The following is a 26,996-nucleotide window of genomic DNA, read 5'->3' on the forward strand; positions in this document are numbered from 1 at the left end:
CTCTGTATATTCTACGCTTGGTGCGGTTAACCATTTTAATCTAATTTTGAAGAGCTAAATATTACACCACCCAAAAGTAAATCTTGACGTTGTTGATTGCTTAAACCAATTCCTTCACCAAACTCACATTTATTAACTAAAGCATTTATCCATATAGTTTCATTAAGTGTAGCTTCCCGTAAATTTGCTTTTGTGATGTCTGCATCTGTAAAATTGGCAAAAATTAGATCTGCATCCACTAAACTACTTCCTTATAAATTTTCCCGGATGAGGTTTACCCCTGCTAAATCTAAGCCAGATAAACCTGCTCCCAGCAAATTAGAAAAATTTAGTTGATTAGGATACTCAAAAAATCGGTTAATAAATGATATTTGCTTCATTGAAGTGCATTTTAGTTAAAAAATCATAACGTGCTATTCCTAGTTGTTTGAGAATTTTGTTCCCAGAAATAAATGGTTGGCTCACGGTATTTGAGATTTGTGATATTTAGCATTCTTATTTTAATTTAAAAAATCTTTTGGTTTTCAAATAAACTACAGCATATCACGAAAATTACTCAATATACCTGGTATTCATAACTATGATTTAGACTGAATTACATTAAGACTATGGCAATTGGTAATTGGTAGTTTTATTATCTATAACCTATTACCAGTCGAGGGCTAAGTAAATTAATGTTGTATTGATTAAATAACTAGTATGAAAACAAAAAAAATACTTGTTAATTTTCAAGGACGTTTACTGATACTAACTACATTCTTCTTGATGGGTTTGATCAGTGGAATAACTTTCTTTTCAGTTGGTATTTTTAGAGCTAGAGTCATAGACATTGATAAAGCAAATCAACTTTTAGAAGCAAAAAAACAAAAAAATAATTCTTTTGGTGTTACTAAAGTACTTTTTTCCCAAGGATTTAGTGACAAAGGAATCGATTTGAGATGTCTATCTTGGCCTTCAAAAACTTTGAACAGTGGTTGGAGCAACAATCCGAAAGACCATGATTTTTTTATCGATCATTACGTACCTGCTGGTAAACAAGCCATTATCTGTGCGACACCTGCGCTATCCGCTGCATTAGCCGTACATCCTCGCAAAAAATTTCTCTATGAAGTGTCAAAAATTGACTTAGATGATGGGTTATATGTTCGAGTTGTAGTTGGGGTATCAGAGGCAAGAAAACCTTGTAAATTATTTACAGGCAGCGTAGATTGCGTTAATTCTATTTTGGCACGGCAAGCTGTAGTTAAATATGAGCGGTAATTGGTAATGGGTAATAGGTAATGGGAAAAACCAATTACCTGTTACCTACAAGACCAACCATATCGTAAGTAATTAGCCGGACTTGATATGAATAACTACTAACTACTAAACACTAACTACTAAACAATGTACCGGACTTGCCATGGCACGTCTGTTACAATCACCAACAACCATCAACCAACAATCAACTACTTTCTTGTATATGTTGTTTTGGTAGACACACTGTAACTTTAGTGCCTTGATTGGGTTGGCTTTCTAAGGTAATTTTACCACCATGTAATTCTACGCAAGCTTTTGTAATTGCCAATCCTAGACCTGTTCCAGGAATCGTGTCCACGTTACTTCCACGACAGAATGGTTGAAACAGGTTGGTTTGATCTTCTATTGGTATGCCTATACCTTGGTCTTGAATACAAAATACAATTTTAGACTCTTGACCCATCAAGTGCAGCTCGACTTTACCTCCTTCGGGAGAATATTTGATTGCATTAGAAATCAAATTACTGAAAATAAGCCTTAACAGTCCTTGATCGCCCGAGAAGCCTTTATGATTTCCACCACTCTTAAAAATAAATTCGTGGCGATCGCCAAAGAATTGTTGCTGTTCGCTAATCAGAACAGAGAAAAATTGCTCTAAGTCGAGGGGAGTAGTTTTAAATTTAGTTTTATTGAGTTCAAATTGATTCATCACAAGCATGTCATCTATCAGTTTGGACATGTGTCGTGATTTTTGCTCAATGATGTGTAGAAACTTTTGTTTTTTAAATTCATCTAAATGATCGCCATGTTGCTTGAGTGTAGATGCAGCAGCTAAAATTGAAGCCAACGGTGTGCGGTACTCATGGGAAATAGTCGCGACGATTTGAGATTTAAATGCGTTGAGCTGTTTTTCTTTTTCTAGAGCAGCTTTTGTCTGTGCTAGTAATTCTGCTTGTTGAATTGCGATCGCTAACTGCACAGATACTTCATAAAGTATTTCTAGTTCGTCAGATTGCCACTCGCGTTTTCCTGTACACTGGTGAGCAATCAAAAAGCCCCAAGGTTTTGATACTACTTCTTTTTGACTTAAAGTAATGGGAACCACCAGATTTGCTTTACTATCTAATGGTTCTAACAGGTTTAAATTGCAATCATCTGAGCCAGCCCAATAACATAATAAATTTTGGTCTGTAGTGTGATTTTGCCAAGTTTGTTGATCATCAATTTTTGGATGTGACTGACATACCATGACGCGATCGCACTTGAGCAATTGCTGTACTTCCCTAACAGCCGTGTATAAAATTTCCTCCAAATCAAGAGACTGACGAATGCGTAGCAACATAGTAGCAATCAAGCGCTGTCGTTCCTGAGTCCTTTGTAACTGAGTTTGCAGACATAATTGCTTGATCACATTACGAACTGCTAGCTGCAATACATCCGCTTTCAAGTGTTGCTTAACTAGATAATCTTGGACACCCCTTTTCATCGCTTGCACAGCAATCTCTTCATCACCACGCCCGGTAAGCATAATCACGGGTACGGAAGAACCAAAGGTTTTCTGTCTCAGCTCATCTAAAAATTCGATTCCGCTCATATCTGGTAAGCAAAAATCTAGCAAAATCAGATCACAGGCCATGTGTTGACACAAGCCAAGCCCAACTTCTGCTGAGTCTGCCTCCAGAATTTGGTAATAGTGGTGAGGATCTTTCAAAAGAAAGCGACGATAGATTTTCCGATCCGTTGCACAATCATCAATGATGAGTAGCTTCCAGGCATTCGGCATAAGAAAATGGGGCAGAGGTCTAATACTCTTCCTCAAGATTGTCATAAATTACGAAAACATTAAGAAAAACTAAAAAAATTGTAAAAAAAATACAAATGTTGATTGTTGGTGGAGTAGTTAGTTATTCACTACTCCACCCTACGGGAAGCCTATGAGCGCGTCTACACACCCCTCACACCCCTCACACTCCCCACACTCCCCACACTCCCCACACTCCCCATCACCCAGAAGCTGGCGGAACATTCACTTCCAACCAATAATCCACAAACGCTTGAATGGTCTTTTGCAGTTCTTGGACATCCATTGGCTTGACGAGATAGCCATTTGCCCCCTTTTGATAACAAAATTCAATATCTTTGGGGTTAGATGAAGTGGTAAAGATTACTATGGGAATTTCTTTAAAACTTTGGTCTTGCTTAAGTTGCTCTAAGATATCACGACCATCAATACCTGGTAGATTCAGGTCTAGTAAAATTACAGAAGGTCGGGATGAGCCATCGGGGTTTTTTCCTTCTTGATATAGGTAGTCTAAAACTTCATCCCCACTAGTACAGCGATGTATGGGGTTTTGGACAGCCATGCGCCGCATCAAGCGCTGAAGCATCCGAAAATCTTCGTTGCTGTCCTCAACAACCAATAGTGGTTCGTTAAGTTTCGTTGCCATCAGTGAAGTTATGTTAAAAATGTATTGTTTATTAAAAATGAAAGTTTTTTTAATATATCTTAACTTATTCCAGTGTCAAGTAAAACGTTGATCCTTCGCCTGGGGTAGACTCTACCCAAATTTGACCACCGTGGCGTTCAACTATTTTCTTGGCAATAGCAAGTCCTGCACCTGTACCACCGCCGTATTTTTCTTGAGTATGCAGCCGTTTGAAAAGTTTGAAGATGGTTTGGTGGTGATGGGGTGGAATGCCAATACCGTTATCTCGTACGTAGAAAGTGATTGGGGAGTGGGAATCGGGAGAAGATACAGTAGAAAAATTACTTCCTTGTCCCCCTTGTCCTCCCTGTCCCCAATGTTGATCCAAATACCCAATCTCTACCCATCGTTCTGCTTTATCGTTGTATTTAAAAGCATTAGTGATGAGGTTACTAAAGACCTCGTTCATCAGAACTGGGTCACACCGAATTGTGGGTAGAGGTCTGGGAATGCGAAGTTCGAGATTATGTTGTTGACGGCTAGCATGAAAGACATTTATAACTTGATCAAGCAATTCATTTAAATTAACCGCTTGTAATTGTAGTGCTGCTTGTCCTAATTGCGACAGTCGTAGCAAACCATTAATCAAGGCTTCCATACGTATCGATAAGGAAATCACAGTCTGTAAAAACTCTGTAGCATCTTCATCGAGTGCGGATGCATAATCTTCAAGGAGAATAACAGAGTAATTATATATACCGCGCAACGGTTCTTTGAGGTCATGGGAAGCTGCATAGGCAAAGGAAGCTAATTCGCGGTTACTGCGTTCTAACTCTTGGTTAATCTTGGCTAATTCTTCTGCTTTTTTGAGGACAATCCCAACGATCGCATTTCGCAAACTCAAGGCGCTATCAATTTCACATTCTTGCCAAGGTGCAGATGTCAATCTGACAATTTCCTGCCATTGTTCAAAGGATTTTCTGGGACAAAGGGTGACACTACCATCTGAGTGAACCTGGATGGATTCATGAGGATTACCAGCCCAGGTAACTGTGCGAATGACTTCGGGGCGAAACCAGAGAATGTAATAGTGTCTTAATTTAGAAATCCGCAACAGCAACAGACCACTGGCGATGTCTTTAAATGTCTCAGCTTCTGGGTAAAGCTTTGGCAGAGAATCAGTACAAAATATATTGTCGTTCACCTGAGTATCTGCCCAGGTAATTAGCGATCGCACGTCCTCTAAATCCGGTGTTGTCCCCACTAGGGAAATTTCACCATCCAGACAAACCGCCGCCCCTGTCGCACCGACAAGACCTAACAAACGGGGTTCAGGCTGGATTAATGCATCTTTTAAATTATCTGCTTGGGAAATAGATTCTACAACACCAGACCGCAGAGATTCTAATCTGGCTTTATAATCCACTTCCTCCTGAATAACTTTATTAGCTAACTCCGAGGACACAATCTGTCCTAAAAATTCACACCCACTTCGGATTTCATAAGGCACATATTTGGGAGTTTGATGATGACAGGAAATTAATCCCCACAGGTTACCATTCTTAATTAACGGAATAACCATCAAAGCTGCTACACCCATATTTTGATGAAATTCCACACAACAAGGATGAACACTCCGCAGCACAGATAGACTCAAATCCAGGGGAGTATCATCTGTGGTAGCAATCAATTCCGCAGGCTGAGCATTGAATCTGGGTATAAGTCGTAACGAATTACGTCTGTATAACTCCCTAGCTGGTTCTGGGATATCTGTGGCTGGATAATGAAGTCCCAAATAAGGTGACAACTCTTGTGTTTTTGCTTCAGCAATTACTTCCCCCGCCCCTTGGTGGTCAAATTGGTAGACCATGACTCGATCAAACCCTGTAATTTCGCGTACTTGTTGGGCTGCAAGTTGTAAGAAATCTATCAGGTTATTTGTGCATTTAAGTTTGGCGATCGCTCTTTTAATTAAGGCGTGGATGTTGAAGAAATTTACTTGGGCTGGCGATTCTGTTAATTCTAACTCCAGAATAATTTTGTCACCTACGCGATGCACAAAAGCATCAAATTCTCGCTTACCTTCCTTTGTACAGACTGATAGCTTCAGGTAATTGAGAGTATCAATTTCTTCTGTTGGAAGTTGAGCGATCGCTTCTAAATCCAAAGCATCAATTAGATAACTGAGGGGTTGACCCAGCAACTCCTCTGGTTGTTTACCCAGATAGTCTTGAGTATTGCTGCTAACCTGTAGTATCTCCAACTGGGTACTCAGCGCTAGTAGTACACCATGAGGCTGGATTGATCCAGGGTTAAGAGTGAGTTCGTTGTGACTGTTTGAGAGCAACTCCAAATAATGAGATTTTGAATACAGTGTTTGTGAAACTACATTTTTGGGGTTGGCATTTTCTCTACCCCAATATAAACAATTTTTCTCTATTTTAATATTTTTTAAAGATTTTGGATAGATAGAAATCTAAATAGAATAAATAAGCTTTGGATATATATGATAACGATGAAGTCGCGATCGCCTACAGATTTGAGTTTGAAACCGTAAAATAACAAACAGTCTAGGTTTTCTGTGCTATTTTTCTTGGTGTCTTAGTGTCTTGGTGTTTAATAAAATAATTTTTTACCACCAAGGCTCTAAGACACAAAGGTGAAAAGACCAAAATTCGGGAAAATTTTTGAGGTTTTTTTACCCACCACCAAAGGGCTTGTTTTCTGTACCAACACAGTTGAAAAAATTACAGATTATTGGCTCTGTGAGCAAAACAAATTCCCTCTTTCAACAGATTGAATAAACGAATGTCATGCTATTGCGATCACGATCATCTGCACCTCTGATTGTGATTGTCCTACCTAATTTCCATAACTACACTCTTGCGCTCAATAAATTGTTATATTTTTAACTTAAATTTTATATATTCTCAGTATTATCATGGACTAATACTGTAGACAATCAAACCATTATGGCGTAAAGTAGAGATATTCAAAAAAAATTACATGATTATCATTAAATATTTTGACACATATAGTCGATTATTTTCAGTAAAATAACGGTTAACTGAGTAATCATTATATCTGTCCTCAAGGTGATACTGAATCTACAAATAATTTCACAATCTACCGTACTAGTGAATGTGGACAGCACACAATTAACAACCCAAACTAATCGTACAGCTACTTTGACTCTACAAGCAGGTAGCAATATCATTCTAAATGCTGCTTTTACTATGCAGAACCATGGCTGTTGTGCCGAAGGAGCGTGTTTATTGATAAATATACAAAAAATTAATAAACACCTTGATTGGGTGTAAGAACAAAATAATTAGGAATTGATTAAGTAGAACGGTGCAAAAAAACCGAACTATGTAACGGAAAGTAAAGTTGCCCAAAAAGCTCTTCCCTTCAGCATAGCTGCTCTCTGCCTCCTGCCTTGTCATAACGACAATTTTCAACACCGACCTACTTAGCAAATGAAAAACTTATACTAATTTTAAATTTTAGAGCTTGGAGTAGGCATATAAAACAATACTGCCTATCCCGATATATATTTTCTTCAAATTTTTGCACCTCACTTACAAATTCTATTTACTAATGACTAAATTTAGAAATCTTAGAAGAGCTATGTCCAAACAAGAAGTTATTAGACTATTTAGAGCTGCTCAAACTAATCCTAATTTAAGGGAAATACTTAATTCGGCATCAGACCTAGAAACTTTTGTAAAAATGGCGCAACAACAAGGCTATAATTTCACTGTTGATGAATGGCAAAAAGCTACTGGCTTAGTAATGGAAGATTCAGAATCTCAGGTATCTGAAATTCAGGGAAAGTGTGAAGGGTGAAGGATGAAGAATGAATTTAATTTGTGACTGTAATTTCTCCTTTTTTATCAATCTTAACTGGTGTTTTGGGAAAATCTTTTGCAATCAAGTTGCGTACAAGTTTTACAGTTCGTAATTGCTTATCAAGATGGGGAATTCCCTGCCGATCCATATGTACAGGAATAATTTTACTTCCTACTAAATCCCCTTGAGAATTTAACTTAACTTCTAAAATCATTGAGTAACCAGTCTCGGCTTGTGTAGATAAAGTTCGATATCCTAAAAAATTTCCTAAAGAGTAAGCAATCAGTTTTCCTTGATAAACTTCTATGGCTCTGGGAACATGTGGACCATGACCAAGCACTACATCTGCTCCAGCATCAATCATTGTCCTAGCAAACTTTACCACATTACCGCGATTTTCCCCGTAAAAAGTTTCTGTCCGATTTTTCACTCGCAATGCTTTTGTTCCCTCTGCTCCTGCGTGCATTGATACAATTACTACATCTGCACGTTTTCTGGCTTGTTGTACAAGGGCTTTGGCTGTTTGGAAATCGTGAATCGAGTTGTAACGTTCATAGGGTGCAAACCCGATCATTGCAACTGGAATATTTTTAGCTTGCAGCAAAAGTATTTGATTTTTATGACCTAGTGTTTTGATACCAACCGCAGAGAGATTCTTGATCGTATCTGCAAATCCCACTAAACCAAAATCCATCGCATGATTGTTAGCTATATTGAATACATCAAAGCCGACGTCAGCAAATAACTGAGCATAGGAAGGTGGAGAGCGAAATGCAAACACCTGTCTACGACTGATGTCTTTGGTAGTGTAGGGATACTTTGTTAAACTGGTTTCAAAGTTACCAAATAAGATATCAGCTTTTTTGAGGTGTGTCCTTACCGACTTTGGGATTAATTGGTTGCGATCGCGTGGTAATCTGTTGTTAGGAAAATTTGTACCAGGAATCACATCTCCTACTGCTTGAATGGTAATAGTGTCTATGTAACTAGGCTCTTTAATCAGTGGAGGTGAGTTCGACTCAGGGACAATTTCACTAGGTAGGCTGTTCGTATCTGTGGCTTGGGATCGCTTCGAGCGGATGCTCAATCCTATACTAATGCCTACACAAAAACATACACCAACAAAAGCCAAAGAAAGTAATTTTACCCCTGGTCGTGGATTAGCCATATTCCCACTCCTCACACCATGAGATTAGTCTACTCCATAAGTTAGAGCGTGTCGGTAGCAATGCTGGTGCAATATGGCAAATTTAGCTGAATTAATGGGAATTTTGATTTATTTTGCAAACAGGCGATCGCGATGATGGGGAGCATCAAAATCAATCAGTAATCCTTTCGGAACAATCCGAGTCGGGTTAACTTTGGGATGACTGCGGTAATAATGTCGCTTGATGTGGTCTAAGTTACAAGTCTGCTTGACACCAGGTTGTTGGTACAAGTCTTTGAGATAATTCCACAAGTTAGGATAATCTACAATCCGGCGCAAGTTGCATTTGAAATGCACATAATAAACTGGGTCAAAGCGATACAAAGTTGTGAACATACACCAGTCTGCTTCGGTAATTTGCTCCCCACATAGATAGCGTTGCTCCCCTAAGATTTTTTCCCAATGCTCAAGAGCATCCCTTGAGAATTCCCAAACCCATAGTTATCCTCCTTTGATGGATGTGTGCTGGTGGTTGTTTGTTGTTTGTTGTGAGTTTTTTGTTGGTAGGAAATTATCCTAAACCACCAACAATTAGCCATCAACAACCAACCATCAACCTATTCTTCATTGAGAATTTTCGGGACTTTGAAAAATTCGCCTTCTTGTTCTGGCGCACTCTGAAGAATAGCTTCGCGATCGCTGTAAGGTTGTAGATCGTCAGGGCGTGTCACGTTGCTAACATCAATAGCCCGTGTTGTGGGTGGTACATCACTAACATCCAATTCACTGAGTTGCTCAAAGTAATCTAGAATGCTTGCCAGTTGGGTAGTGAATTGCTCTTCCTCTTCTGGTGTCAATTCTAAACGAGCAAGATGGGCTACTTTACGGACTTGTTCGCGATCAAGCATAGATAGTCAATGGTCAATGGTCAATGGTCAATGGTCAATGGTCAATGGTCATTTGTAAAAACTCTGGACAATTGACAATTGACCCTGGACTAAAAGAATACATCAATTTGCATTCTGCCTGTGGTTTTTAGCCAGTTTTGGGCTTCAATGTAGTTGTTGGGAGCAAGGCGAATGGCTCTGATCCAATAATCAGCAGCTTTGTCAAACAGTGCTTCGCCACCGTCTTCGTCTCCTGCTTCTTTGGCTTTTTCACCCAAATAGTGGTAAATTACCGCAATGTTATTTAAGGCTTGTGGTAAGCGGGGATTGTACTCCAGTGCTTGGTGATATAACTCTAGAGCCTTTTCGTGTTCGCCGTTACTAGCGTAGATTAATCCCATGTTGTAGAGTATGTAACCGCGATCGAGGGAATCATCTTCTAGTTCTAAGGCTTGTTTATAGTTATCTAAAGCTTCGGCGTATTCTCCTTCTGACTGCGCCGACATTCCATCTCTGTAATAAACAAAGGCTTCTTTGGCTCTTTTGTTAGCCGGCAAAATCTTCAGGATCAGATCTGCCATGACTGTAAAAGATTTATCGATAAAATTATCGTTTTTCTGAGTTCTTGGCATAGGACGCCTCTATTGAGGTTGGGCTACTGGCTGGGCTTTTTTTAACTATTAGCTAATTTAACAGTTATCAGTTGTCAGTTGTCAGTTGTCGGTTGTGTGACTATTGATTAGACTCAAATTTTGACTGGGGTAATGCACTCAGCGCTATTATTTTTAGGGCTGTTCACCAAGGTTGTTACAGGATAGCTAGTCATCGCTTCTGATGGGTAGGGGTGCAGTAGTGGTTGTAGCAATTCCACGTCATGAACTTGGGGATCGAGCCATAAATCATAACTTTCCTGTTGGAGAATTACTGGCATACGATCATGAACCATTTGCAGTAATTCGTTAGCTTGGGTTGTCAAAATTGTACAAGATTTTATTCGTTCTTGTTCTGGAGATTGCCATTCCTCCCATAATCCTGCAAAACTAAAAGGTTTTCCATTCGACAGACGAAAATAATATGGCTGTTTTTTACCGTCTTGTTGTTGCCATTCGTAAAAGCCATCTGCTACCACTAAACAGCGTTGGCGCTTGAAAGCACGACGAAACGCTGGTTTTTCGGCTACGGTTTCTGCTCTAGCATTGATCAGCCTTGCTCCCATGCTCTGATCTTTCGCCCATGAGGGTATTAAACCCCAACGTAATCGCTGAATTTCGCGCTTATTACCTTCAGAATTATACAAAACCACCAAAACCATTTGCGTAGGTGCAATGTTATATTGCGGCTTGAAATCAGGAATTTTTTCGACCTCAAATATTTGGGTTAAAACTTCTGGAAATACGCTTAAAGTAAATCTTCCACACATTGTTTGATCCTTAATGACTGACTCGAATTAAACATTTCAATGATAAAAATAATACTTAAATAAAATTTGTTTTTCAGAGAATTTATTTCGTCTAGAATTGCGGCATTTATAAAAATTTTATTCTGTTTATTAGTTTTTTTGAAAAACCATTGTATTTTGCTGCATCATAAATAATCAAAACCTTCATCTCACAATATATTGGCATGGAAACGCTAAGATTGTACGATTTTTTACCTTCAGGAAATGGCTACAAGATACGTCTTTTATTATCACAAATTGGTATGCCATTTGAGAGGGTAGAGGTGAATATCTTGAAAAATGAGACCCGAACACCAGAGTTTTTAAGTAAAAATCCGAATGGTAAAATTCCATTATTGGAGGTGAAACCAGATAAATATTTGGCAGAATCAAATGCCATATTAGTTTATTTGAGTGAAGGCACAGAATTTTTACCTTATGACCGCTTTTTACGAGCGCAAGTAATGCAATGGTTGTTTTTTGAACAGTGTAGCCTCAAGCCTTTTATTGAGCCATTAAGATTTTGGATTTCTATACTAGGTAAAGCAGAAGAATACAAGGAAGCCATAGAGCAAAAACGTGAATCTGGTTATGCAGCCTTAAAACTGATGGAAAATCATTTACAGAGTCATAACTTTTTTGTTGGCGAACGTTATACTATTGCAGATATTGCATTGTTTGCTTACACTCATGTAGCTGATGAAGGTGGATACGATTTGAAACAATTTCCTGCTATCCAAGCATGGATTGAAAGAGTAAAAGCACAACCAAGATATATCTCAATTAAAGAAGAATTACAGCATTGATTTGTTCATATAATTTGCATCTACCAACTCGTTTTCTAGCATCAGCAGAGAAAACGAGTTTGTTGTATTTCAGAGTAGTTTTAATCGTTTATTGGGTTGTTGTGATAAGCATCATATCTGGTGAATGTCAACCATAGCGGGTATTGCCGAGCTTATAAAGCTATGTTTGGTTTACTCCCATTCTCTCATTGAAATTTTTCACCGATTCTGATTCTTGCTTAATTTTGTTTGAATGTTATGTGGCTTTATAAATCAGTGTCTATTTCAATTAGTTTTTGTCTTGATGATAACCCAGACTTAATTCTAATCCTAGATTGTGGGACATGAAAATTTTCAGATAAAACTTTTATTAATTCTTCATTTGCTTTACCATCAACAGGTGGTGATTTTAAATAAACAATCAGACTGCGATCGGCAGCTTCTTCTATTTTTTGCATCTTTGAGTTTGGTTTAACTTTGACCTTTATTTGCATAACTCTTTCCTTGTAATTGTCGCAGCCACAACCAACCTAAAAAACAGCCTACTACGTAATGAGGAAAATCCCACCAAGCAAAGGTTGTACCTAGAAGTAGTTTACCTACCAAAGTAGCGCGAATTTGCTCTAAAAAAGGAGGATGCCATAGTTGTAGAAACTCTAATATACAGGTAATGATAAAGACCCATAAGGGAATTTGAATAGTAGCTTTTGAACTCCGTAAAAATAAAAATGCAAACAAGCACCAAAATATTTCGTAGAAAACAGCAGCCCCATAATCATTGAACCATTTTTGAGCAAAACCAGTATAGTTTTTAAATAAAAAGCCAATCCCTGTAACGATGAGCAAAGAAATTATTATATAGAGGTCTTGTGTTTTTTTTGACACGCTTTTCTCAGGGTTCGGGACAAGTCAATTAAAAATTAAAAATTGAAAATTAAAAATATAAACTTTACAATTCTTAATTTTTTTTAGCCCCTCCTATGAAAAAAATGGATGTAGGCACAGAAACTCTACGTTCCTTTGTGTTGACTCTACGTCCCTGTGCGTTTAAAAACGGTATGATTTTAGGCAAAGCTGCACTTAAGGTTGGTTTGGATTCCCGTTGCCAATCACAGAAATTTTATGTCGGTATACTAATTCACCGCCGTACCAACCGGAAATGCCAAGAAGTGTAGCTACAAGTACTGAGATTACGAGTCCCCAAGGTAGTACAGCAGATATGGGGTTATTCCAACGTAATACTAGGTTGATAATCGTCAGCACCAAAGCACTCACGTTCAGGATTAAGTGCGCCCAACCAGCAGTACGCTTACGGACTCGTCCGATTCTTAAAAAGTCCATAAGCCCGGTTAGGGCTGCTGCTACACCACCCACCAAGCCAGCAGCGATTAACCAAAAAGAACCCCTTGCCCAAAAACTATCATCTGTGAACCAGAAGACTGCATCAGTTAACAAGGCCCCTACAAGAAAAGCAATTGGGAATTGTACAAGAATAGGATGGATGGGATGACCTGCAACTGCTACAGTACTAGGTACACCAGTGTCACGAAATTCTCTATCGTCACTTTCCAAAAAGGCTGGAATATTAGGATAGGGTGTAGAGCTTCTTTCTTGAGTTTCAGACATTACGAATCAATCTCCAGTTCAACTATCCTTGAGTCAATCTAGAAAAGTGAAAAAGGAATTTTATCTATCTGGCGGTGGAGGTATAGTTTTCGTAGTTATCTATCTCAATGTATAGATATATTTTTCTTTTTAAAATTATCCTAAAAATGAAATTTTTATCTCCTTGGTTTTGAGGTTATCGTTCAAAAGAAAGATGGTACTCCCTGAAACCTTTATGTAACCTAAGAAAAGTAAGGAGACAAATTTATTTTAGAGGGGAATACAAAATGGTTGTCGCTCTGGATGATGCTAAGCGTTCTGCTATTGCCATGAAACTGGCGGATATGAAAACAATTCAAGAGTTGCTAATTCAAAATGAAGAACAGTTTTTAAAGGAAATTAACGATAACGAAATTGCCGATCACTTCCGGAAAATGCTCGAAGATGATCGCAAAAATAAGGGCGTTCTGGAAACAGTTAATGTGCAATATGGCATTCAAGCCGAGCCAGAAAAAACATTTACAGAAATGATTAATAAGGTTCGGCAATTGATGCAAGGCTCTGAATTAAGCTTGTATGAAAAAGTATTTCAGCATGAATTATTAAAGCATCAACAAGTAATGTCCGGCTTGACAATTCACAAAGCAGCACAAAAAGTTGGTGCGGATGTGATGATGGCGATTGGGCCTTTAAATACTGTTAACTTTGAGAACCGCGCTCACCAAGAACAACTCAAAGGTATCTTGGAAATCTTAGGTGTTCGTGAACTCACTGGACAAGACGCAGACCAAGGCATTTGGGGACGCGTACAAGATGCTATGGCAGCATTAAGCGGTGTTGTAGGTAGTGCTGTTACCCAAAGTAGTGATAAAAGCGATATGAACATCCAAGATGTTATTCGCTTGGATCACAACAAAGTTAACACCTTGTTCACTGAATTATTGGCAAGTAATAATCCTCAAAAAATCCAAGAATACTTCGGTCAAATTTACAAAGACTTGACCGCTCATGCTGTAGCTGAAGAAGAAGTAGTCTACCCAAGAGTGCGTTCTTTCTACGGTGCAAGTGAAACTCAAGAATTGTATGACGAACAAGCCGATATGAAGCGGAGATTAGAGGAAATTAAAGCTATTGATCCCTCTTCTTCTCAATTCAAAGATAAAATTAGACAGCTCATGGATGTTGTCGGCGACCACATTCGTCAAGAAGAAAGCACAATGTTTGCTGCTATTCGCAATAACTTGAGTAGCGATGAAAGTGAGCAATTAGCTACCCAATTCAAAGCTGCTAAGCAAAGAATCCAAGAGAAAGCAGCTAAGTAGTTAACATATCATGTTCGCTTAAATACTTATACTGTCCTGTGGGCTGGTAATAGGTAATGGGTAATTGGTGAGACTACTTCTTGCCGTCTTGGCTTCTGTCGAGATGGCAAAGTAGCGAACCCGAAGGGTAATCGGAAAAACCAATGACCAACACCGAAGCGTAAAATTGTAAGCAATTAACCGAACTTGATATCACTTTGGATCACTATGTTTTGTAGGGGTGTATAGCCATACCCCTACAGCTTTTTATTTGAAAATAAAAAAAGACCAATAATATCAAAGCTGGCTAATTGCTTACGATATAAAGCTTGAACATTGGGTATGGCTAAAAAATAACCAATTACCCATTACCGATCTCAACTAATAATACAAGTATTCAAGCGGACATAACATAACCAATATCCTGAAGCATTTGTAAATGCTTACTAACAGGTGCAAGTGTATTGGCAGTAATCATACCGCTAGCGGCAACTGCTGGTAGACCAATACCAGGAAATGTCGAATCTCCACAACATAGCAGCCCTTTTAGAGGTGTAGTGGAACCAGGAAAGAAACCTTTTCCGGCTGGGATGGCTGGGCCATAGGAACCTCGGTGACGGCGTAAAAATCGTTCGTGGGTGAGGGGTGTACCCACAAGAGTAACATTACAACGCGATCGCACATCGGGAATAATTCGTTCTAAGGCTTTCCACATCACCTCTGCGCGTTTTTGCTTTTGTTGCTGATATTCTTGGCTGTTTCTGTTCATTCCCTGCCACAATGCATACGGTTCATTACCAGGAGTGTAGGCGTGAATCACATGCTTTCCTGGGGGTGCGAGCGATGGGTCTAAAATAGATGGAATCGATACCAAAACAACGTTTTGCTCGGCGGTAACACCTCTTTCCCAATCGTTGACTATGATATGATGACAAGCCAAATTAGGGCGCAGTTCTTGGGCATCAATACCTAGATGTAGATGCATAAAGCTATCACATTCTGGTGTGTTGGCTCGTTGTTGAAACGATTTTGGCAAAGCTGTTTTGGGCAATAATTTCAGTGTATCCCATACCGATGCATTAGATATGACAGCCCGACGCGCCCGGATCACCTTGCCATGACGCAAACGCACACCTGTAGCACGGTTATTTTCTACAAGCACTTGTTCGACATGAGCATTGAGTATTAACTGACCGCCATATCGTTGCAGTCCTCGTACCAGTGCATCTACAATCGCACCACTACCACCCACTGGATAATCCAGTACCACACCTGGTCGATACCAATCTGCAAACATAAATGCCATCTCTGCGGCACTAGTTCCATTTGCTGGTATTCCAGAAAGCAGAAAACAAAGCAAATCTAGCCAGTTACGAATAAAAGGATCACGAACAACACCATCTATGATTTGGCTAAAAGCCCTGGTCAATTTGGTGATATTAGGCCCATGGCGCGCCATAGATAATGCAAATTGACCCACTGTGATTGTTGCACCCAAATCATAGCGCACTGCTGCTGGGGGAATTGCTACAGCTGCCTTAGCTAGGGGTTCCATTATACGTTGCAGATGACGCCATTCAGCTACAGCATCCTGACCACGCAGTTGGGAAAGAACTTCAAAAAATTGGTCATCGCCGACGGTGGTGTCAAAATCTCCTTCTGGGAGACAACAACCCCATGTATCGTATGTCACCCATGTTAAATCCTCTGCGATCGCATCTAGTACTTGTCGCAGGGGGTTGGCAGAGGGTTTGTAAGATAGTCCAGAATAAAGGGATGGTCCAGAGTCAAACTTGAATCCATGACGCTCAAAAGCATGAGCAGCACCACCAGCGATAGAATGGCTCTCACAAACGATGACATCAAAGCCATATCGTGCTAGCAATGCTGCACAACTCAAACCACCAATCCCGCTACCAATAACAACTATATCTGCAATGTCCATTAGACATCGGAAGTCTATTATTTTATTTGAAAAAGGGGTGCGTTGCAGAGAAAGCAAGATGTTTTTGAATTGTTGTAAACGAAAAAATTTAACTTCTTCGCGCACTTCGCGTTTAACGCGGTTCAAGAATCCATCCCGATTTTATGCAACGCCCAAAATTTTTCACCCTAGTGTATGCAGTTCGTGGAGGTTACTTGATTACTAGGGATGTGAGGGAATGAGGATGTAAGCGTGAATTTGATTTTCTTCTATACCTCCACACCTTTACACTCATCTTTGAGGGGCTTTATTTACCTCTTGGGCCATTTTACGAAAATAATCCATCTTGGGGTCGGGACGGCGACGAGCTGTGATTGTAGGTTCTGGCGTAATCTTTGATTTAGGTTCACTAACTTTCTGGCTCTGAGATGATTTGATGGTGTTGGCGTCGTCGCTTTCTAAGAAATAGCCAGGATTGGAGAACCCGAATATCCTAGCCAAAAAACCAAATATTTGAGAAAAGATGTTTCTCATCAAACTAAAGAACTGATATAAAAGACCTTCTAGGCGAATAAAGAAGTTTCTAATGATTTGCATTAAACCAGACATGGCACTGCCTCCTGATTAAAGCTTATTATTATTTTGACTTATAGCATTTTTCTTGTCATGTTCCTATCTGTATACCTATGTACTACCAAATAACTAACCAAGGAACACTAAGCTTTGTGTCCCTCGGTTAGAAGTGAAGCGATCGCACCCACAGGAGAATTACCATGACATTGAAAAGGCGATTGAAGTTGCTGTCAGTAAGTATGGATTACAATTTCTTGCTTAGCAAAATTATAGCGGTTTGCAATTGGGTGTAAGTAGCTGGCAAAATTAATTTCATCGTGACTTGCAAATTAATAAGCTTTGGAGTCGATTTGAATGAAATAATTTGGGTGTTGCATAAAATGGAGATGAATGATGAACCGCCATAGACGCCAAGAGCGCCAAGAATTAAGTTTTTCAACTAAAAGAGAAAATAAAATCATCCCGCTTTCTCTGCGACGCCATAATTTGCATAGGCACTTAGATATTTGAGAAAACGAACACAGATGCACACAGATGGACACCGATGAAGTAAAAAGGTGATTAACTATGGGTTTAAGCTTTTGCAGATTAATTTCCCTTTTAATGGGCCTTGGGGAAATGACGCAAGCATATTCGGAACTGGGGCACAAACTTTCCGAAACTCCAGGTTTGTTGTGGAAAATATGGATAGAAAATTCTAATGATGGAGAAACGGGAGGAATTTATTTGTTTGAGGATGTATCTTAACTAGATGCATTCCTCACAGAACATATAACACGTTTAAAATCTTTAGCAATTTGATGTCAATGAATCGTTGACTCAAATTACTGGAGAAAAGCTGAATTGGCCAACTTTTTCATCATAGGCGATCGCTAGTTAATCGGTACAGCGACATTTTTCAGCACATTCATCGGTCCGTGTTGTTTGAGAGTCTGCATTTGTTGCTCGTTTCGCACAAAAAAAGTCCCAGCAAATCCTAGTGAGTTGACTGGTATAGATGCAAAACATTCTTGCGACCTCGGTACGAGCAGCATCCATTCTCGTGTTACCAAAAGATTGTAAGCTTTCGATTGTTTTTCTCCTAAGCCTACTGCCTTTAGTAGAGTATGATAATACTCTAACGTTACTTGAGCAGCTGTAAATGGCGACTTCTGCCACAGAGAATTTAGCGGTGCAAAAGCATGTACAAAATCAAATCCTGGTAGAGTTGCGATCGAGTTATGAAATTGTGCAAATTTGATCAGAGGTGCAATTGGTAGCTGCAATCCTGCTGTAGGTGTCAGTGGTAATGGTACAAGTTGCAAGTGTTTGTGTCGCTGACTAGCACCAGCAATCTTACCAGAATTATAAAATGCTAACCCATCAAATTCAGCCATGCACGCCCACATAGCGGCAAAATCTGCTAAAGTCAGTAAACTTTCTTGTTCTTCAAAGGCACGGGTAATCAATAGCAAGTGATATTTAGCAACGTTGTATTTATTTAAAATACACACGTGGGTATCAGAAATATCTGCAACAAATAGATCCTGTTCGTAGGGAAGAAAAGGATTAAAATCTTTGGCAGAGGAATTGTTTTGTTTTTCTTGTTTCTGCTTGAGTTCATCCTTACGAGCTAGGCTAGACACAATCCGTACCAAAAAGCAAACACCGTTTTGCTCGATAAATTCCGATTCTGTCGGGATTGAAACCAAAGCATTAGTAGCAAGAGCATGTTCAGTCTGCTGTTTAATTCTTGTCCAGAATGTGCCAGCTGGCAGTAATATTTTTCCCTGTGCCATTTGTTAAGGTCTAAGTTATACCAACAAAATTTTATATTATGTTCGCCGGGGGTTTGTGGGGAGGTGGGGTGATGGGGTGATGGGGAGTGGGAAAGTAGAGAAATTATTATCAACCATTAACCACCAACCAACCACCAACAATCAACAATCAACTACATTTTGGTCACAATTGCGGGAAACTATAAAAGCAGAATGCTAAAGAGAGGAGAATCTATGAGTTGGACGAAAGTTCTAGCAGCTGATACACTTTTCCCTGGTGCGCGAGAAGTAGTAAAAGTTGGTAGCCGGAAAATCCTGTTGCTGAATCATGAAGGTCAAGTTTATGCAGTAGACAATGCTTGTCCTCATCTAAAGTTGTCTCTGAAAAAGGGTAAAATTGTAGATGGGGCAATTGTTTGTCCTTGGCATCGTAGTGCTTTTGATCTCTGCACTGGTGAAGTCAAAGACTGGATTACATGGCCCCCTGTTGTTAGTAAGGCAATGAGTGTAGTATCACAAGAGAAAACACTCCCAGTTTATCCTGTGCGTGTGGAGGATGGAAGTATCTGGGTTGATGTAGCAGAATAACTGCTGTATCTCATACTTGCTTGCATATCAAGCGATCGCCTGAGCAAAGTAGAATGCAAATTTGTTGTGGCGATCGCCCAAACATCATAATATTTTTATTAAAAAAGCAGTGGGGATTACTAGATCTGCCTTCTTCAAAAAGTGAAAAAACAGCCTATTGATAGATGCCAATAAACCCTCACTGTCAAATAATAGTGTGTTAGTAAAACTTTTACGTAATTTTTTGAGTTTTAGTGTGATTAAACTCATAGTTTCATGCTCAAAGACGGCATAGACTCAGATTTAAGCATATGAATATCTCAGGTCGCAATTACAATATAGAACCTTACGAAGATCCTAATATAGATCCCTATACAAACCCTGATAGTGAACCTTATGCTGATCCGAATGTGGAACCCTATGTAGATCCCAATCCTGAACCTTATGCTGATCCCAACGTGGAACCTTATACCAACTCTGATAGGTATGAGAGTTACTCAGAAATCAGGTAATGTCCATTTTGTTGAGTTGTAAATAACTAGTATAAATCAGGTTCTACGCCGAGCGATGTCTAACGACAAGCCGCTTAGCGCCTATGCAGCTGTGCTATCACCCTTTGTGTTCGTTATTGTATGGATAAAAATATTGATTAAGTTATATAGCTAGTGGGCATTAGGTTGCTTGATTATGTGTAAATCTGTTAAAAATATTTACTAAGTATTACTTCATATCTTGCTCAATTCAATTTGAGTAGAGAATATAAATATACAAGTTTTCAAGAGTTCATAGGAAGAATTTAGTCATCACTACGAGCTCTTGAGAGTCGTGTGCAGGAAAGGGGGTGAAAGTGATGTACGATATTCCCATACCTGATAACATCATTTACTTGATTGTTAAAATTAGCCTGGTCATTTTGGTGTTAAGTTTGTGGTTAGCCACCACTGCAACACCTGCATATTAATTAGATATTGTTTGAGATATTGTTTGTTGTTCGTTCCAACCACCAACGGTCAACAACCATTTACCAACATCTTAACTAGCATGTGACCAGTCGCTAAGTGTTTCATATTCCTGCTTTTTCTGGCGCTGGCGTACTGGTTTTAAAGGAGTACCAATATCCACGTTCCGAAAAGACTGTTTTTTCCTTGTGGATTTGGGTGCTTTTGTGTTTATGTCAGTTTGTGTAGTTGTTATTGTAATCACCTTAGTTTTTTAGAGAAAACAGTAATTTTAACTAAATAAATCTCAAAATCAATAGTCAATACTCTACTTAAATTCACGCATGTACCTTAGCTATGAAAATTGAGGCAGATTGTGATGTCACTGTGTCTAACAACAGGGTTATACCTACAGATGTGCATGAGCTGAGAATCTTCATCCTCAATGTATATCATCCGTTGTTGAACGTCTGTTTCCGGAAAAACGATTAAATAAACTTGAGTTTGTGAGGAAAATAACGTTTTTCTGGCATAAAAGATTATAGATTACTAGCGATCGCTCGACCTCTGAGAATTAACGACAGAAAAGCCTCGACGCATGGGTGTTGTCTTAGCTAACTCCACTTGAAAAGTTACCCTGTCAGTCATATCGCCATTTTTAACTTCCAAAGTCCAGTTACCTAGACGCATATGCTAATCGCGATCGCATTGTTGCTTATGCAGATCACTTGGAACCTGGGGTTTATAATTTGCATTACTTAGTGCTTTCTGTGATACCCGTTACTTTCAGCTATCCTGGTGCGGAAGCGCACCTGCAATATGCGCCAGAGGAGTTTGCACGGGTGGCGGAGTCTACGTTAGTGTTGGAGGAGAAATAGCTAAAGCTGATCATTGAGTTCACCAAAACGCGCCTTGAGCAAATTTTCTACCACAAGGCGTTGTCCTCGTCGTTCTGTTTGTTGTTCCCATTTTAAGGTGCGATCGCAGTTTATTTATCAACAGAAAGGTTATTTGGAGGTGGGGAGGTGGGGTGATGGGGTGATGGGGGGAGTAAATAGTTTAAAGGAGATTGCTGAATTTGGTCATGAATGGTGTTTGTCTACATTTTGTAGAGACGTAGCATTGCTACGTCTGTACCCATTGCTACGTCTGTACCCATTGCTACGTCTGTACCCATTGCTACGTCTGTACCCATTGCTACGTCTGTACCCATTGCTACGTCTGTACCCATTGCTACGTCTGTACCCATTGCTACGTCTGTACCCATTGCTACGTCTGTACCCATTGCTACGTCTGTACCCATTGCTACGTCTGTACCCATTGCTACGTCTGGTCACACCCGTAAATTGTAAATTCATATTTTGATTCAGCAACGCCGTTTAAAGAATAAGTAACAACCAACAATCAACAATCAACCACTACAAATAACATCAACGGAAATTGCGCCTCTATTGTTCGGTTATACGACTTTCACCATTGCACAAAGATCGATAACCTCGTAAGTAACAGTGAAAAAGTAGTGAAAACTCTGCCTTAAACGCTGGATGTCGCTGTTGAACTAAGGGGTGAATACCTGTGTACAAATGGATCTTGCCTAGTCTGAGCGAAGTATTAGCCGATAGTCAATCAACTATGGGTTCTTGTTCATCTACAAAGGCTCAACAACAGTGGCGCTTATGCGTGGCGGCTACACAACAATTGCTGTTAGATACCTTAACGCTTGACGGAGATGTAACGCAAGGATTGGTTTTAGCTGCGCCAGCACCTGTGTTTGATGATCCTAAGTTGACTCAAAAGTTGCAGTCAATAGCTTTTACAGCAGAACCCTTTAATCATTTGGCATTAATGCCATTTCAGATGTCAGATCAGGAAGTTGCGATCGCAGCAGAAGCAACTATCTTTAATAAGTCAATTTTACCTTTGCTAAAAACAGATCCGTTAGCAAAAGAGCAGTTTTGTCTGATTTTTACGAAAAAATTTAGATTAGTTCTAGTTTTAGCAGAAGAAAACGGTCAAAAAACCTTTTTATTTTCCTTTGATTCAGAGGTGGTGCAGCAGGCGTGGCGAGCATTGAGCGCACGGGTAATGTTGAGTAATCCTGATTTGTTTGCTGAACTTGAGGAGACAGTACAGAACTATTACCCTACTGCACCTGATTATCGCACAGTCATGCAGTTTAGCCAATTGTTGCTAGCGGAATTACCGGAGCAAGAAGGGACAAGGGACTGGGGTCTAGGAACAAGGGAAGCAATAGAGGGATCGCTTGAGCAGGAACAAAAAGCTGAGATGAATTCCTGTTACTCTGCATCACCAAATCCTGATGTGGAAATGCTGCAAGCTTTTGCTCATGAAGTCCGTACTCCTTTGACAACTATTCGCACTATCACTAGACTATTGCTGAAACAGCGCGATTTACCTGCCAATGTCATTAAGCGATTGAAAGTTATTGATCGTGAGTGTACCGAGCAGATAGACAGGATGGAATTGCTGTTTAGAGCAGCCGAACTAGAAACATCTGCTACAGATAAAGCTACAAGCCATCAACTGACAGCAATGAGTCTGGAGCAGGTGTTACAGGCGAGTATTCCCCGTTGGCAAGAAGCAGCTAGTCGGCGTAACTTGAAGTTGGATGTAGTTTTACCCCAGGATTTGCCGACTGTAGTTAGCAATCCTACCATGCTCGACCGGGTTCTCACAGGTTTAATAGAAAATTTCACCCGTAATTTACCTGCGGGTAGCCATATTCAAGTACAGGTTATTCCTGCTGGCGATCAACTAAAGTTGCAATTACTGCCTCTGGTGGGGGATAATGACGCAGCGTTTGTATCGAACTGTACACCACCAATTCGCAAGGCTCTTGGTCAGTTACTGATGTTCCAACCAGAAACAGGTACAATCAGCTTGAATCTCAATGCCACTAAGCATTTATTTCAGGCTATTGGTGGCAAATTGATTGTGCGTGAGCGTCCTCGTTATGGAGAGGTTTTAACAGTCTTCTTACCTTTAGAAGGATCGGAAAAGCAAGGGAATTCAAAGTTCAAAATTCAACATTCAAAAGTATAAGAGGCGTTAAAATTTGTAAATATCTGCGATCGCACATTAATTATGGGCGTTGCATAAAATGGAGATGAATGATGAACCGCCAAGAGCGCCAAGAATTAAGTTTTTCAACTAAAAGAGAAAATAAAATCATCCCGCTTTCTCTGCAGTTCTATGTACCTTCCTCACACGGGTAGAATTAGGCAGAATCTGCAACATTAAGCGATCGCTAGGTAAGTATGCAATTAGACTGAAAAAGAAATATAATATTTTTATACAACGGTTGAAAGCTGAAGATTCTTCCAAGTTTTTGGCAAAAACCCTTGCAAATAAATACTTTTGTTAAGCAAGTGATAAAAAAATACAGTATTTTTACTGTTATTACAGTTGTAATAATTGAATAATATAATAAATTGTACTCGACTATAGTTCATCTTCAAGTAACGGCTGACTCTATAAATCTAGTCAAAAGATGAGACAAAATATCCATCATAAAATTAAGTAAAATAAACAGTTTTTAATTAAAATAAACTTATTTTTGATTCATATTTATTAATGAATCAAAGGTAATTTTGTGTCTAGTAATTGTTTAATAACTCTATATTAAAACAATGGATAGTAAAATGATGAGTTTTATAGAAAAAAGTAATTTCTCACAACTGATTTGCGAATTTAACAATTGCATAAAATTACAATATAACGGTGAATTAAAAATCAAAATAGTTAAGGGACAAGTCTATACTTTTTACTATCGTTTAGGTAGGATTGTATGGGCAACTGGGGGTTCTCATCCTTTCCGGCGTTGGCGTAGACTAATGGCACAATATTGTCCACAAATTGATATTACACAAGTGCGATCGCAATTAATTAATTTATCAATAGATTATTGGGATTATTGTGTCCTAGAAACTTTGTATTCTCAACAGAAAATCAACAGAGAACAGATTAACACCATTACTGAAAGCACTATTAACGAATTGCTGTTTGATTTAATACAAGAAGCAAAATATGGTGAAATTGACTATGAACGCCAACAGCAAATTATTTTAAATTCACCAATGAGTTTTACAAATGTACAGATGGCTTTGCAGGAAGTACAACAATTATGGCAAGCTTGGTTAGCAGCAGGTTTAGCAAAATTTTCTCCTAATTTAGCACCAATAGTATGCCAACCAGAGGAGCTACAACAACAAGTTAGCCCCCAAATATATCAGAAGTTTATTTCTTTAATGACAGGTAAGCATACATTACGTGATTTAGCAATCAAACTTAAACAAAATGTTTTACCAGTTACACGTTCTCTACTACCCTTTATCCTTAAAGGTGTGATAGAACTTGTAGAAGTTCCTGATCTACCGATGTTGCAACTAATTCATGGCAAAAATGTTTCATCATCTACACCAAATGTGCCAAAACGCCCACTTGTAGCCTGCATAGATGATAGTCCACAAGTTTGTCAAATGCTAGAGCAAATGCTGGTACCAAATGGCTTTAGATGTCTTAAAATTCAAGACCCTATTCAAGCATTACCTAATTTAATTCAAAATAAACCAGATTTAATATTTTTAGATCTGATCATGCCAGTAATTAATGGTTATGAAATGTGTACACAAATACGACGTATTTCTACCTTTACAAACACACCAATTATTATTCTTACCAGCCAAGATGGTCTTTTAGACAGAATTCGTACTAGGGTAATAGGTGCAACAGAATTTATTTCCAAACCTATTACCGTTGATAAAACTATGGCTTTAATACGCAAATATCTACATCCTGCAATCAATTAATTATTCTGGTGATGTAAATGATTTACTACAGAAAAAAGTATAAAAGCTAGAAAAATTTGGAGATATAATTTTTATTTATCCGCAATTATTTAACTAAATACTAAAATTTTTGCTATTAGGGCAAATCAATGTTTGCATAGTATTTTTTAAATAAAATTACCTAGATAACTACTAGTAGCTCATAGCTGTAACAATAGAGTTAGATTGAAAAATCAGAAGTTCTACGGATATATATTTTTTAACACAATTGCAATAATCAAATTATAAACAAATATAACTTTTCTGTGTAAAACATAATAAGCTAGAACTACTAAATTTACAAGGCTGATTAGGCTTAGGTTGTTGTAGTTCAGGTACGGTATGACAGAGTTAGAGGTGTGAATAAATTTCCCAAAACTTTCTATTTTTGAAAACATTTTATATATCAATAATCTACATCCAAAAATTTGTATAAGCTAGAGAAAGCAACTATAAATTACCTTATTTTTGTTATCAATAATTCTGATGTAATACAACATACATATACTTAGGAGAAAGTAAAAATGAATTTTCCTCAACAGATGAATGTGAAGAATTTACTATTGGAATTCTTACACTTTAATCAGACGCTCTATAGTGGCACATTAGATATTACAACTAGTTATCTTCAGAAATTTCGTATTTACTATCATCAAGGAAGTATTATTTGGGGAACAGGTGGTGTTCACCCCCATCGGCGCTTTCGCAGACATATGGCTCAAAATTTTCCACAAGTTGATTTACAGAGTCTACAATGGCGTTGGCAAAATCTATCAATCAATAACTGGGATTACCAGTTATTGAGAACCTTACATCAAATGCAAAAAATAGAATGGTCACAAATAAATACAATTGTAGAGAATACCGTTACAGAAATATTATTTGATATCATCCAAGAGGCACATTGTACCCACGTATTCTGCGATCGCTGTTCAGAAATTGTTTTAGATGCACCGATTATTCTTACAAACACAGAAATTATTTTGCGTCGCACATATCAATTATGGCAGAATTGGGCAAAAGCGGGTTTAGCAGCAATTTCTCCTAATTTAGCACCTTCCCTAAATCAACCAGAACAACTGCAACACCAAGTTAGTCAAAGTGCATACAAAAGTTTTATAAATTTGCTTAATGGTAACTATACTTTGTATGATATTGCAATAAAAACAAAACAAAATATTTTGCCTATTACTCTTTATTTATCACCACATATAAACCAAGGAAAAATTCAACTAAAAGAAGTTAAAGACTGGTACTTAAATTTATCTAATAACGCTGCAACATCTGTAGATAAATATCTAATACCAAAGAGAAATCAACTAGTTGCTTATGTAGATGATAGTCCACAATTAGGTCAGACATTGGGAAAAATTATTATTGATCATGGTTTGAGATTTATTCATATTCAAGACTCTACACAAGCTTTAGTTAATTTAATTGAGCAAAAGCCAGATTTAATTTTTTTAGATTTAATAATGCCATACACTAGTGGTTATGAAATTTGCGCTCAATTAAGAAAAATTTCTTTTTTTGCTAAGACGCCAATAATTATTTTAACTGGTAGCAATGGAATTTTTGACAGAACTCGCGCTAAAGTCGTAGGCTCTACAGATTTTCTCAATAAGCCAATTGTAGTTGATCAAGTTATGGCTATGCTAAACAAATATTTGCCAGTGCAGTCTTTTGCTAATCTTAGTAAGTTATAAATTG

27 protein-coding genes and 2 pseudogenes are annotated in these 26,996 nt (G+C 38.5%); 11 read left to right on the forward strand and 18 right to left on the reverse strand.

The genetic code is table 11. The features are described 5' to 3' along the window. Positions 1–35 precede the first annotated feature (35 nt). Complete coding sequence (locus tag UYK_RS0105525; protein WP_016871059.1) at positions 36–239, reverse strand: pentapeptide repeat-containing protein; 204 nt, start codon at positions 237–239, stop codon at positions 36–38. 12 nt (positions 240–251) lie between these two features. After that, positions 252–380 carry a hypothetical protein gene (locus UYK_RS27505; protein WP_009457943.1) on the reverse strand — a complete coding sequence of 43 codons (129 nt, stop codon included), beginning with the start codon at positions 378–380 and terminating at the stop codon, positions 252–254. Positions 381–699: 319 nt separating this feature from the next. On the opposite strand from UYK_RS27505, the gene UYK_RS0105535 reads away from it, so the two are divergent. Next, positions 700–1,260 carry a hypothetical protein gene (locus tag UYK_RS0105535; protein WP_009457941.1) on the forward strand — a complete coding sequence of 187 codons (561 nt, stop codon included), beginning with the start codon at positions 700–702 and terminating at the stop codon, positions 1,258–1,260. Positions 1,261–1,444: 184 nt separating this feature from the next. On the opposite strand, the gene UYK_RS0105540 is transcribed toward UYK_RS0105535, so the two are convergent. From UYK_RS0105540 to UYK_RS0105550, 3 genes are all read right to left on the reverse strand, one after another. After that, positions 1,445–3,022: a hybrid sensor histidine kinase/response regulator gene (locus UYK_RS0105540; RefSeq protein WP_016871060.1), complete on the reverse strand. Its 1,578-nt coding sequence runs from the start codon at positions 3,020–3,022 to the stop codon at positions 1,445–1,447. Positions 3,023–3,242: 220 nt separating this feature from the next. After that, positions 3,243–3,686, reverse strand: coding sequence for a response regulator (locus tag UYK_RS0105545; RefSeq protein ID WP_009457938.1), 444 nt, complete (start codon positions 3,684–3,686; stop codon positions 3,243–3,245). A 64-nt stretch (positions 3,687–3,750) separates the two neighbouring features. Beyond that, on the reverse strand, positions 3,751–6,018 hold the full coding sequence (locus tag UYK_RS0105550) for an ATP-binding protein (RefSeq protein ID WP_009457936.1): 2,268 nt from the start codon (positions 6,016–6,018) through the stop codon (positions 3,751–3,753). A gap of 1,247 nt (positions 6,019–7,265) precedes the next feature. On the opposite strand from UYK_RS0105550, the gene UYK_RS0105560 reads away from it, so the two are divergent. After that, positions 7,266–7,514 (forward strand): Nif11-like leader peptide family natural product precursor, encoded by a 249-nt coding sequence (locus UYK_RS0105560; protein ID WP_235182303.1) that lies wholly within the window; start codon positions 7,266–7,268, stop codon positions 7,512–7,514. A gap of 16 nt (positions 7,515–7,530) precedes the next feature. Here the strand turns inward: UYK_RS0105560 and UYK_RS0105565 are convergent, their stop codons facing one another. The 5 genes and pseudogenes from UYK_RS0105565 to UYK_RS0105585 all read right to left on the reverse strand — a co-directional run bounded on the left by UYK_RS0105565 (position 7,531) and on the right by UYK_RS0105585 (position 10,971). Then, positions 7,531–8,685, reverse strand: a complete 1,155-nt coding sequence (locus UYK_RS0105565; protein ID WP_009457932.1) for a CapA family protein — start codon at positions 8,683–8,685, stop codon at positions 7,531–7,533. 108 nt (positions 8,686–8,793) lie between these two features. Next, a pseudogene (locus UYK_RS24060) lies at positions 8,794–9,138 on the reverse strand (glutathione S-transferase C-terminal domain-containing protein); the annotation flags it as partial. A gap of 143 nt (positions 9,139–9,281) precedes the next feature. Continuing rightward, positions 9,282–9,572, reverse strand: coding sequence for an Asp-tRNA(Asn)/Glu-tRNA(Gln) amidotransferase subunit GatC (gene gatC, locus UYK_RS0105575; protein ID WP_009457928.1), 291 nt, complete (start codon positions 9,570–9,572; stop codon positions 9,282–9,284). 89 nt (positions 9,573–9,661) lie between these two features. Beyond that, positions 9,662–10,183: a photosystem I assembly protein Ycf3 gene (locus tag UYK_RS0105580; RefSeq protein ID WP_009457927.1), complete on the reverse strand. Its 522-nt coding sequence runs from the start codon at positions 10,181–10,183 to the stop codon at positions 9,662–9,664. A gap of 113 nt (positions 10,184–10,296) precedes the next feature. Beyond that, positions 10,297–10,971 carry an SOS response-associated peptidase gene (locus UYK_RS0105585; RefSeq protein WP_009457925.1) on the reverse strand — a complete coding sequence of 225 codons (675 nt, stop codon included), beginning with the start codon at positions 10,969–10,971 and terminating at the stop codon, positions 10,297–10,299. Positions 10,972–11,174: 203 nt separating this feature from the next. Between UYK_RS0105585 and UYK_RS0105590 the strand changes: the two genes are divergently transcribed. Further along, on the forward strand, positions 11,175–11,795 hold the full coding sequence (locus tag UYK_RS0105590) for a glutathione S-transferase family protein (RefSeq protein ID WP_016871062.1): 621 nt from the start codon (positions 11,175–11,177) through the stop codon (positions 11,793–11,795). Positions 11,796–12,040: 245 nt separating this feature from the next. Here the strand turns inward: UYK_RS0105590 and UYK_RS0105595 are convergent, their stop codons facing one another. The 3 genes from UYK_RS0105595 to UYK_RS0105605 form a co-directional block, all read right to left on the reverse strand. Continuing rightward, positions 12,041–12,268 carry a DUF167 domain-containing protein gene (locus UYK_RS0105595; protein WP_009457922.1) on the reverse strand — a complete coding sequence of 76 codons (228 nt, stop codon included), beginning with the start codon at positions 12,266–12,268 and terminating at the stop codon, positions 12,041–12,043. Further along, positions 12,246–12,659, reverse strand: coding sequence for a ribosomal maturation YjgA family protein (locus UYK_RS0105600; protein WP_009457921.1), 414 nt, complete (start codon positions 12,657–12,659; stop codon positions 12,246–12,248). The genes UYK_RS0105595 and UYK_RS0105600 overlap by 23 nt, the downstream gene beginning before the upstream one ends. 195 nt (positions 12,660–12,854) lie before the next feature. Continuing rightward, positions 12,855–13,400 carry a DUF2231 domain-containing protein gene (locus UYK_RS0105605; protein ID WP_009457918.1) on the reverse strand — a complete coding sequence of 182 codons (546 nt, stop codon included), beginning with the start codon at positions 13,398–13,400 and terminating at the stop codon, positions 12,855–12,857. A gap of 266 nt (positions 13,401–13,666) precedes the next feature. Between UYK_RS0105605 and UYK_RS0105610 the strand changes: the two genes are divergently transcribed. Further along, positions 13,667–14,701, forward strand: a complete 1,035-nt coding sequence (locus tag UYK_RS0105610) for a hemerythrin domain-containing protein (RefSeq protein WP_009457914.1) — start codon at positions 13,667–13,669, stop codon at positions 14,699–14,701. Between the two features lie 376 nt (positions 14,702–15,077). Here the strand turns inward: UYK_RS0105610 and UYK_RS0105615 are convergent, their stop codons facing one another. Beyond that, positions 15,078–16,625 (reverse strand): phytoene desaturase family protein, encoded by a 1,548-nt coding sequence (locus UYK_RS0105615; protein ID WP_026086372.1) that lies wholly within the window; start codon positions 16,623–16,625, stop codon positions 15,078–15,080. 270 nt (positions 16,626–16,895) lie between these two features. Then, positions 16,896–17,213, reverse strand: a complete 318-nt coding sequence (locus tag UYK_RS0105620) for a hypothetical protein (RefSeq protein WP_009457912.1) — start codon at positions 17,211–17,213, stop codon at positions 16,896–16,898. A gap of 582 nt (positions 17,214–17,795) precedes the next feature. Here UYK_RS0105620 and UYK_RS27135 point away from each other — a divergent pair. After that, positions 17,796–17,924, forward strand: coding sequence for a YdhR family protein (locus UYK_RS27135; protein ID WP_235182304.1), 129 nt, complete (start codon positions 17,796–17,798; stop codon positions 17,922–17,924). 125 nt (positions 17,925–18,049) lie between these two features. Here UYK_RS27135 and UYK_RS0105630 read toward each other — a convergent pair whose 3' ends face one another. Further along, the gene (locus tag UYK_RS0105630; RefSeq protein WP_016871064.1) at positions 18,050–18,955 is read right to left on the reverse strand and encodes an ATP adenylyltransferase family protein; all 906 of its coding nucleotides are present in this window, start codon (positions 18,953–18,955) and stop codon (positions 18,050–18,052) included. Positions 18,956–19,168: 213 nt separating this feature from the next. Here UYK_RS0105630 and UYK_RS0105635 point away from each other — a divergent pair, with 213 nt between their 5' ends. Then, positions 19,169–19,522, forward strand: coding sequence for a Rieske (2Fe-2S) protein (locus UYK_RS0105635; RefSeq protein WP_009457908.1), 354 nt, complete (start codon positions 19,169–19,171; stop codon positions 19,520–19,522). 290 nt (positions 19,523–19,812) lie between these two features. Next, positions 19,813–20,013, forward strand: coding sequence for a hypothetical protein (locus tag UYK_RS0105645; RefSeq protein ID WP_009457906.1), 201 nt, complete (start codon positions 19,813–19,815; stop codon positions 20,011–20,013). A gap of 975 nt (positions 20,014–20,988) precedes the next feature. Here the strand turns inward: UYK_RS0105645 and UYK_RS25980 are convergent. Next, the gene (locus tag UYK_RS25980; protein ID WP_009457900.1) at positions 20,989–21,129 is read right to left on the reverse strand and encodes a hypothetical protein; all 141 of its coding nucleotides are present in this window, start codon (positions 21,127–21,129) and stop codon (positions 20,989–20,991) included. Between the two features lie 8 nt (positions 21,130–21,137). Here UYK_RS25980 and UYK_RS27745 point away from each other — a divergent pair. After that, a pseudogene (locus UYK_RS27745) lies at positions 21,138–21,317 on the forward strand (alpha-2-macroglobulin family protein); the annotation flags it as partial. Positions 21,318–21,538: 221 nt separating this feature from the next. Here the strand turns inward: UYK_RS27745 and UYK_RS0105655 are convergent. Next, a complete protein-coding gene (locus tag UYK_RS0105655) occupies positions 21,539–21,760 on the reverse strand; it encodes a hypothetical protein (RefSeq protein WP_016871066.1) in 222 nt (73 codons plus the stop codon). Between the two features lie 254 nt (positions 21,761–22,014). Here UYK_RS0105655 and UYK_RS0105660 point away from each other — a divergent pair, with 254 nt between their 5' ends. The 3 genes from UYK_RS0105660 (at position 22,015) to UYK_RS0105670 (ending at position 26,992) form a co-directional block, all read left to right on the forward strand. Continuing rightward, positions 22,015–23,502: a sensor histidine kinase gene (locus tag UYK_RS0105660; protein ID WP_009457897.1), complete on the forward strand. Its 1,488-nt coding sequence runs from the start codon at positions 22,015–22,017 to the stop codon at positions 23,500–23,502. Between the two features lie 587 nt (positions 23,503–24,089). After that, positions 24,090–25,268: a response regulator gene (locus UYK_RS0105665; protein WP_016871067.1), complete on the forward strand. Its 1,179-nt coding sequence runs from the start codon at positions 24,090–24,092 to the stop codon at positions 25,266–25,268. A gap of 542 nt (positions 25,269–25,810) precedes the next feature. After that, positions 25,811–26,992, forward strand: a complete 1,182-nt coding sequence (locus tag UYK_RS0105670) for a response regulator (protein WP_016871068.1) — start codon at positions 25,811–25,813, stop codon at positions 26,990–26,992. The last annotated feature ends 4 nt before the right edge of the window (positions 26,993–26,996 follow it).

It is taken from the genome of Fischerella thermalis PCC 7521 (genome assembly GCF_000317225.1).
Lineage (GTDB): Bacteria > Cyanobacteriota > Cyanobacteriia > Cyanobacteriales > Nostocaceae > Fischerella > Fischerella thermalis.

Bases quoted from the DNA above. Each gene is read 5' to 3' on its own strand.
- UYK_RS27505 (WP_009457943.1), bottom strand. From the start codon at position 380: ATGAAGCAAATATCATTTATTAACCGATTTTTTGAGTATCCTAATCAA.
- UYK_RS0105535 (WP_009457941.1), top strand. From the start codon at position 700: ATGAAAACAAAAAAAATACTTGTTAATTTTCAAGGACGTTTACTGATA.
- UYK_RS0105540 (WP_016871060.1), bottom strand. From the start codon at position 3,022: ATGCCGAATGCCTGGAAGCTACTCATCATTGATGATTGTGCAACGGAT.
- UYK_RS0105545 (WP_009457938.1), bottom strand. From the start codon at position 3,686: ATGGCAACGAAACTTAACGAACCACTATTGGTTGTTGAGGACAGCAAC.
- UYK_RS0105560 (WP_235182303.1), top strand. From the start codon at position 7,266: ATGACTAAATTTAGAAATCTTAGAAGAGCTATGTCCAAACAAGAAGTT.
- UYK_RS0105565 (WP_009457932.1), bottom strand. From the start codon at position 8,685: ATGGCTAATCCACGACCAGGGGTAAAATTACTTTCTTTGGCTTTTGTT.
- gatC (WP_009457928.1), bottom strand. From the start codon at position 9,572: ATGCTTGATCGCGAACAAGTCCGTAAAGTAGCCCATCTTGCTCGTTTA.
- UYK_RS0105580 (WP_009457927.1), bottom strand. From the start codon at position 10,183: ATGCCAAGAACTCAGAAAAACGATAATTTTATCGATAAATCTTTTACA.
- UYK_RS0105585 (WP_009457925.1), bottom strand. From the start codon at position 10,971: ATGTGTGGAAGATTTACTTTAAGCGTATTTCCAGAAGTTTTAACCCAA.
- UYK_RS0105590 (WP_016871062.1), top strand. From the start codon at position 11,175: ATGGAAACGCTAAGATTGTACGATTTTTTACCTTCAGGAAATGGCTAC.
- UYK_RS0105595 (WP_009457922.1), bottom strand. From the start codon at position 12,268: ATGCAAATAAAGGTCAAAGTTAAACCAAACTCAAAGATGCAAAAAATA.
- UYK_RS0105605 (WP_009457918.1), bottom strand. From the start codon at position 13,400: ATGTCTGAAACTCAAGAAAGAAGCTCTACACCCTATCCTAATATTCCA.
- UYK_RS0105610 (WP_009457914.1), top strand. From the start codon at position 13,667: ATGGTTGTCGCTCTGGATGATGCTAAGCGTTCTGCTATTGCCATGAAA.
- UYK_RS0105615 (WP_026086372.1), bottom strand. From the start codon at position 16,625: ATGGACATTGCAGATATAGTTGTTATTGGTAGCGGGATTGGTGGTTTG.
- UYK_RS0105620 (WP_009457912.1), bottom strand. From the start codon at position 17,213: ATGTCTGGTTTAATGCAAATCATTAGAAACTTCTTTATTCGCCTAGAA.
- UYK_RS27135 (WP_235182304.1), top strand. From the start codon at position 17,796: ATGACGCAAGCATATTCGGAACTGGGGCACAAACTTTCCGAAACTCCA.
- UYK_RS0105630 (WP_016871064.1), bottom strand. From the start codon at position 18,955: ATGGCACAGGGAAAAATATTACTGCCAGCTGGCACATTCTGGACAAGA.
- UYK_RS0105635 (WP_009457908.1), top strand. From the start codon at position 19,169: ATGAGTTGGACGAAAGTTCTAGCAGCTGATACACTTTTCCCTGGTGCG.
- UYK_RS0105645 (WP_009457906.1), top strand. From the start codon at position 19,813: ATGAATATCTCAGGTCGCAATTACAATATAGAACCTTACGAAGATCCT.
- UYK_RS25980 (WP_009457900.1), bottom strand. From the start codon at position 21,129: ATGCGTCTAGGTAACTGGACTTTGGAAGTTAAAAATGGCGATATGACT.
- UYK_RS0105655 (WP_016871066.1), bottom strand. From the start codon at position 21,760: ATGGGTACAGACGTAGCAATGGGTACAGACGTAGCAATGGGTACAGAC.
- UYK_RS0105665 (WP_016871067.1), top strand. From the start codon at position 24,090: ATGGATAGTAAAATGATGAGTTTTATAGAAAAAAGTAATTTCTCACAA.
- UYK_RS0105670 (WP_016871068.1), top strand. From the start codon at position 25,811: ATGAATTTTCCTCAACAGATGAATGTGAAGAATTTACTATTGGAATTC.